This window comes from Oceaniglobus roseus (assembly GCF_002869745.1).
Taxonomy (GTDB): domain Bacteria; phylum Pseudomonadota; class Alphaproteobacteria; order Rhodobacterales; family Rhodobacteraceae; genus Oceaniglobus; species Oceaniglobus roseus.
The window spans coordinates 71,164-77,563 of sequence record NZ_PNOS01000018.1 but is presented as its reverse complement, the minus strand read 5'-3'; the positions used below and the strand labels follow the sequence as shown (position 1 = coordinate 77,563).

Sequence of the window (6,400 nt, the reverse complement as noted above, 5' to 3'; positions counted from 1 at the left end):
GAGCGCTTCGTTATAGGCCGGCCAGTTCCTGGTTCTGTAGGTCGGGGGTGTGTGTCTGCTCATGCTGACCAGCTACCACGCTGGATTCACGAGATGAATCCCTCACGGGATTTGTGCAACAGAGCCGCTTGAAGTGACTACAAGAGAGGGAGAATCTTGTGCCCTTGAAGAGACTATGGCTCCCTACCGAATTGGAAACTCCAGAACCAAGCAGCCGCTTTCAAACCATCTGTTGGTCGCCGATGATGATGAGCTATCGGTCGGAGCGCACTGGCTTTAGGTCTGGGGCGTTCTCGAGATTCGATGTCGACACACAAAGCCAGAAGGTGTCTGATCATAAATGTCGAAAGCGGGATGCGCCTTCGGCTGCCACGCGCGCCCGAATTCGATTGCACAAGTCGTCGGCACGGCTGGAAAAATAGACAGGCAGACGTGAGGCCCGTGTTCCGTCTTGATCTCGTCGAAGACCCGGCCAACGAGCTTTCTGTAATCGCTCAGCGCAGATCGGTTGCGCAGCACGTTGGTGCCGAACTCTGAACTGCGGATCTCCCAGATCGACACGTCATCGCCCAGCACTGACGTCACGCGGTTATCCGAGATTTCCGCGGATACGGCGAGCTTCAGCGCCACACGCTTGTGCCCGGGAGAACCCTTCCGTCTTTCGAACGACAGTTCCGGAGAGTCGTCCGGCCAGGCCCAACCCGGCTGAGGTTCGCGATGCCGCCCGAAGACCGTGACGTCGCTGAGGTCAGAAAGAAGTCTGCCAAGCTCCATCAGCAGTGGGATCGGAGCGAAACCGAATACGGCCAGATGCTCGAGGTCGCCGTCCCTGAAGCGCCCCCGGATCTCTCGGTCGTAGACCCTTCGGAGGTTGGTCAACTCAGTCTGATAGTAGCCCGGGTCCGAGTCCTTGTGCTCGAAGCCTCGGATCGAGATGTCGATCGGATGTCGATCAGCGATGACAAGCTGCGGGATCATGGCCTGTGCGCAGGCCTGGCGAGGAATGGCTGTCTCGTTGTCGCCGACAGCCGCGGACACCCGCAAGATGTGAGCCGACGGCGCATCGGGGTCCTTTAGCGCCCGAGAAATCCGTTCCTCGTGACGGCGCTTCATCTCCAGCAGAGCGTCAACAGTGTAGATGTCCAGCTTGCTTCGGTCATCGATCTCCCGGTGATGCCGGTCGCACAGAAGCATGAGGTTGTCTGGATCGTCGGATTTTTCGTGCGACAGGACAGGATGACCGCGCGGTCCGTCAGGGTTCGACGCGATGATGTGGGCCAGGTAGGCATGGTTCTTGGCCAGATCGCCCGTGATCAGATCACCCGCGAGTTCCTCGCCGCAGTTCGTATACTGGCAGCGACCGGCAGCACGGCCCCAGACAACCAGTCGGGTAGGTTGAGTGGCGTCACGCCCCCTGGACATTCTGCAACTCCTTTTCGGGTCGGTTCATCCCGGCACCGATTGAGATAGGCCCCGGGGCGTTGGCGCCACGCCACACCCCGTCGAAGTGCCAGAGCTCGTAGTGATGCAGCCACTCTGAGGCCCATGGGACGATCGTGTCGGAGATCCACATCGAGCTGCGCCACTCGTTCTGCTCCGGGTCAAACAGGCAGAGCGCGGAATCCTTGGGCGATGCCGAGTCGTAGAGCAGGTGCGGAATATCGATCCAGCCAGTGCCTGGCCGCGGAGCGATGGCGGGCTTTCGGACGAACACCAGCGGAGGAATCGTTCTGGCGGGATGCCAGACGACGGACACCTTGTAGCTCATCTGGAAGCCGCGGACCGGGCCGATCCAGACGATCCGCCCGTCAGCGAACACAGTCAACGGCGTCAGCCGCGGCCAGACCTCCCGCATGCGCTTGGCTTGTGCCTCGCGCGTTTTCGGTCGCCCAGCCGCCTTCATTTCGGCAGGCGACCGGAGTGGAAATGATGCGCAGGCGCTTTCGACGTGGGCGCCGCTTTCGCGGCGGCGGGCGTCAACAGCGCTGGGGCGGCCACGAAGCCCTTCGCGGGCTCGAATGCTCTCGGGATGGACAATCCACGATGGCTCTCGAGGTAGGAGCGGACAGCCTTTTCGCTGACCCTCTCGCCGAAGAGTTCGTCGAAGATCTTGCGGACATCGGTGAAGTTCGACGATCGGGCCCGTTCGAGCTCGGCAACGAGGTGCTGGAGATCGTCGCGGAAGACGCGCAGGTCCTCGCTGGACGCCGGCCAGCGATCATTGAAGTCCTCCTGCGGCGGGGCGGGGTTCTTCTCGTCGAGCGGGATGCCGGTGACCATGGATGTGTGGACCCGATGCTCGAGGTCGAGCGCGTAGCTCTCCAGCTGGGCGCACAGGCCGTTCTCGTTCGGCGGAACCAGCGCCGCGATCTTGGATAGGTAGATCGAGATGGGACGCTTCAGGCTGCGCTTCGCGTAACGCAGGTTCAGGTAGCGTTTCATCAGCTTGAGGGCGATCACCTGTGGCGCATCTCGAAGGGGATTACGAGGCGCTGGCAGGGCGTCGATATCCGCATCGGCCATGATCGAGTTGGTGGCCAGGCGATCCTCGATCCCCATGTTCGCCCGCATGGCCGTCACGTGATCCCTGAACGCGCGGCTCGGACGTGCGACCTGCTGTTGGAACCAGTCGGCAAACCCATAGGGGTTGGCCGGGAAAAGCTGGTCATCGCCATCGTCCGGGCTGTGGTAAACCACACCAGAGCGAAGCGGTCGCGGCTCCCCGTGAGGGTCCATTGGAGTTACATCCAGATGCATGAAGGCGAACTTGAGCTGGATGCATCGCGTGCAGCGTTCGATCTCTTGGACGTCGGGAAAGCCCTGGAACGCCGTGAACAACTCGTCGAGCACATCCGAAATTGACCAACCGCGCGGCCGCCTGAATTCGAGGATGGCATCGAGATCGAACCGGTCGTCCGTTGCTCCATCGATGATCGTTGCGCCGATCGCTCGTGAGCCTTGGGCGTAGACCCGAGCATTGTCCATGTAGGGGCGAAGACGGCTGGCCGGTCGTTGCAGGTGCTCCGGAATCAGCTGGTAGCGCTTCTCTGTGACCCGGTGATCACGATCGCTAAGTTCGAGTTCCAGCGCGGTGCCAAGGAGCAGGGCGTCAAGACCAGGTGCAGTATCATCAAGGGGCATGTCAAACTCCTTTCCTTCGAGCTCGTCCAATTGCCTCCCTCAATCAGCTTGCTCTGAGGTTCAATATATATGGCCTCGTATAGCCTGGCAACGCTACAGGTAGCTTTTTGTTCACGTAAGGTTCTCGCACGGACAGTTCCCCGGTGACGCCCCTTTTTCGGCCGAGGAAACTGAGCAACACGAGGTGCGGCCTACTGCGACTCCGTGGTGGATACGATTTACTTGTCGAATGGCCATCTGAACCGGTCCGATGGCCATATTATGATGGTCGCTTCACACAAATCCGCCTCCCCGCCCTCACCCGCATTTCGAAAAACCGCAGTTGGCGCAGGTCATGCAGCCTTCGACCATGCGCATGTCGTAGCTGCCGCAGGAAGAGCAGGGTTTGCCGCGGGGGGCGGCGGCGAGGTCGGCGCGGGGGTCGGATTTCAGGCCCATGCCCTCGCCCGCGATGAAGCCGGTCTCGATCATGTGCTTCTCGATCACGCCGCCGATGGCCGCGAGGATCGAGGGGATGTACCGGCCCTGCATCCAGGCGCCGCCGCGGGGGTCGAAGACGGCCTTCAGCTCCTCGACCACGAAGGAGACGTCGCCGCCGCGCCGGAACACCGCCGAGATCATCCGGGTCAGCGCCACGGTCCAGGCGAAGTGCTCCATGTTCTTAGAGTTGATGAAGACCTCGAAAGGGCGGCGGTGGCCGCCGATGACGATGTCGTTGATGGTGATGTAGAGCGCGTGCTCGCTGTCGGGCCATTTCACCTTGTAGGTGTTGCCCTCCAGGGCCTGTGGCCGGTCCAGCGGTTCGGACATGTAGATGACGTCGCCGTGGGGCTGACGCGGCTCGGCGTCTGTGTCGGCGCGGACTTCGGGCGCCGCATCCTGACCGGCCGTGTCGGCGGATCCTTCGGGCCCTTTCGCCCCGGCGGGCTCGGGTGCGACGCTCAACACGCTCCCCGTCACCGCGTTCGGCCGGTAGGTCGTGCAGCCCTTGCAGCCCTGGTCCCAGGCTTCCATGTAGACGTCCTTGAACGCCTCGAAACCGATGTCGGCGGGGCAGTTGATGGTCTTCGAGATGCTCGAATCCACCCATTTCTGCGCCGCCGCCTGCATCTTCACATGCTCGAGCGGGGCCAGCGTCTGGGCGTTGACGAAGAAGTCCGGCAGTTCCGCATCGCCGAAGCGCTCGCGCCAGAGCTGCACGGCGTAGTCCACCACCTCCTCCTCGGTCCGCGAGCCGTCCTTCTGCAGCACCTTGCGGGTGTAGGCATAGGCGAAGACCGGCTCGATCCCCGACGACACGTTCCCGGCATAGAGCGAGATGGTGCCGGTGGGCGCGATCGAGGTCAGCAACGCGTTGCGGATGCCGTTGGTGGCGATGGCCTCGCGCACGTCGGCGTCCATCTGCTGGAGCGACCCCGAGGCGAGGTATTTCCCGGCGTCGAACAGCGGGAAGGCGCCCTTCTCCTGCGCCAGTTCCGTCGAGGCGAGGTAGGCCGCGCGGGCGATCCGGTGCAGCCAGCGTTCGGTCAGCGCCGCGGCCTCGTCCGAGCCGTAGCGCGCGCCGACCATCAGCAGCGCGTCGGCGAGGCCGGTGACACCGAGGCCGATCCGCCGCTTCGCCTGCGCCTCCGCCGCCTGCTGGGGCAGCGGGAAGCGCGAGGCGTCCACCACGTTGTCCATCATGCGGACGGCCACGCGCACGAGGTCGTCCAGCGCGTCCTCGTCCAGCGCGGCACCGTGGCCGAAGGGATCGGGCACCAGGCGGGCGAGGTTGACCGAGCCCAGCAGGCAGGCGCCGTAGGGCGGCAGGGGCTGCTCGCCGCAGGGGTTGGTCGCGGCGATGGTCTCGCAATAGGCGAGGTTGTTGGCGGCGTTGATGCGGTCGATGAAGATCACGCCGGGTTCGGCATAGTCGTAGGTCGCGCGCATGATCGCGTTCCAGAGGTCGAGCGCGCGCACCGTCCGGTAGACCTTGCCGTCGAACACCAGATCCCAGGGAAGATCCCCCTTCACCGCCTCCATGAACGGGTCGGTCACCAGCACGCTGACGTTGAAGTTCCGCAGCCGCGCCGCGTCGGACTTGGCGGTGATGAACTCCTCGATGTCCGGATGGTCGCAGCGCATGGTCGCCATCATCGCGCCGCGGCGCGAGCCGGCGGACATGATCGTGCGGCACATCGCATCCCAGACATCCATGAACGACAGCGGCCCCGAGGCATCCGCCGCCACCCCCTTCACGTCCGCACCCTTGGGGCGGATGGTCGAGAAGTCGTAGCCGATGCCCCCGCCCTGCTGCATGGTCAGCGCGGCCTCCTTCAGCATGTCGAAGATCCCGGCCATGGAATCGGGGATCGTGCCCATGACGAAGCAGTTGAACAGCGTCACCGACCGCCCGGTGCCCGCACCCGCGGTGATCCGCCCCGCGGGCAGGAAGCGGAAGTCCTCGAGCGCGGCATAGAACCGCTTTTCCCACTGTGCCGGATCCTTCTCCACCGCGGCCGTGGCCCTCGCGATGCGCCGCCAGGTGTCCTCCACCGTCTCGTCGAGGGGCGCTCCGTCGGCCTCTTTCAGGCGGTATTTCATGTCCCAGATCTGCGCGGCGATGGGGGCGGCGAAACGGGTCATGGGCGTGGTCCTGGCGCTGGTCGGAAAGGCATCCAGACTACCGGGTTTCGCCGAGCGGCGCAATGCGGCACCACTACGGCTTGAAGCTGCCGCGCCCCGGGATACAATATGATCCATCACTTGGGGGAGTGGGAATTTGGCCAGCCACATCAACATGCTGAAGCTCAGCGTCGGCTCCGAATCGGTCGAGCAGCTGATCGACTGGCAGCGTCACCGCAGCAGGCAGATCGCCGACGGCGCTTATTACCACATCACCCGGATGTGGCCGAAGCGGACCGACGAGATCCTGGCCGGCGGCTCGATGTACTGGGTGATCGGCGGGCTGATCCAGTGCCGTCAGAAGATCACCGGCTTCCGCGAGATCATGGGCGAGGACGGGATCCGACGCTGCGGCATCGTGCTGGACGCCGAGGTGGTGCGCACCGACATCGCGCCGAAGCGCCCGTTCCAGGGCTGGCGCTATCTTAACCCCGAGGACGCGCCGGGCGACCTGCGCCCGGGCCGCGCAACCGAGGCCGCCCTGCCCCCCTCGCTCGCCGCCGCGCTGGCCGAGATCGGGGTGCGCTGAGGGGCAGCATAAGTGTTGCCGCAAGGTCAACTTGCGCGGTATCCTCGCCCCGACAGCAAGAGCGAG

At 64.0% G+C, this 6,400-nt stretch carries 5 protein-coding genes; 1 reads left to right on the top strand and 4 read right to left on the bottom strand.

From position 1 onward, the window contains the following. Positions 1-276: 276 nt before the first annotated feature. The 4 genes from A7B20_RS10900 to A7B20_RS10885 all read right to left on the bottom strand — a co-directional run bounded on the left by A7B20_RS10900 (position 277) and on the right by A7B20_RS10885 (position 5,766). Entirely contained in the window at positions 277-1,422 is a 1,146-nt protein-coding gene (locus A7B20_RS10900; protein ID WP_102108611.1) for an HNH endonuclease, read from the bottom strand. After that, entirely contained in the window at positions 1,406-1,855 is a 450-nt protein-coding gene (locus A7B20_RS10895) for a type II CBASS E2 protein (RefSeq protein ID WP_245866813.1), read from the bottom strand. The genes A7B20_RS10900 and A7B20_RS10895 overlap by 17 nt, the downstream gene beginning before the upstream one ends. A gap of 44 nt (positions 1,856-1,899) precedes the next feature. Beyond that, a complete protein-coding gene (locus A7B20_RS10890; protein ID WP_245866811.1) occupies positions 1,900-3,171 on the bottom strand; it encodes a nucleotidyltransferase domain-containing protein in 1,272 nt (423 codons plus the stop codon). A 267-nt stretch (positions 3,172-3,438) separates the two neighbouring features. Next, a complete protein-coding gene (locus tag A7B20_RS10885; protein ID WP_102108608.1) occupies positions 3,439-5,766 on the bottom strand; it encodes an adenosylcobalamin-dependent ribonucleoside-diphosphate reductase in 2,328 nt (775 codons plus the stop codon). A 136-nt stretch (positions 5,767-5,902) separates the two neighbouring features. Here A7B20_RS10885 and A7B20_RS10880 point away from each other — a divergent pair, with 136 nt between their 5' ends. Continuing rightward, entirely contained in the window at positions 5,903-6,334 is a 432-nt protein-coding gene (locus tag A7B20_RS10880) for a DUF1489 family protein (RefSeq protein WP_102108607.1), read from the top strand. Positions 6,335-6,400 lie beyond the last annotated feature (66 nt).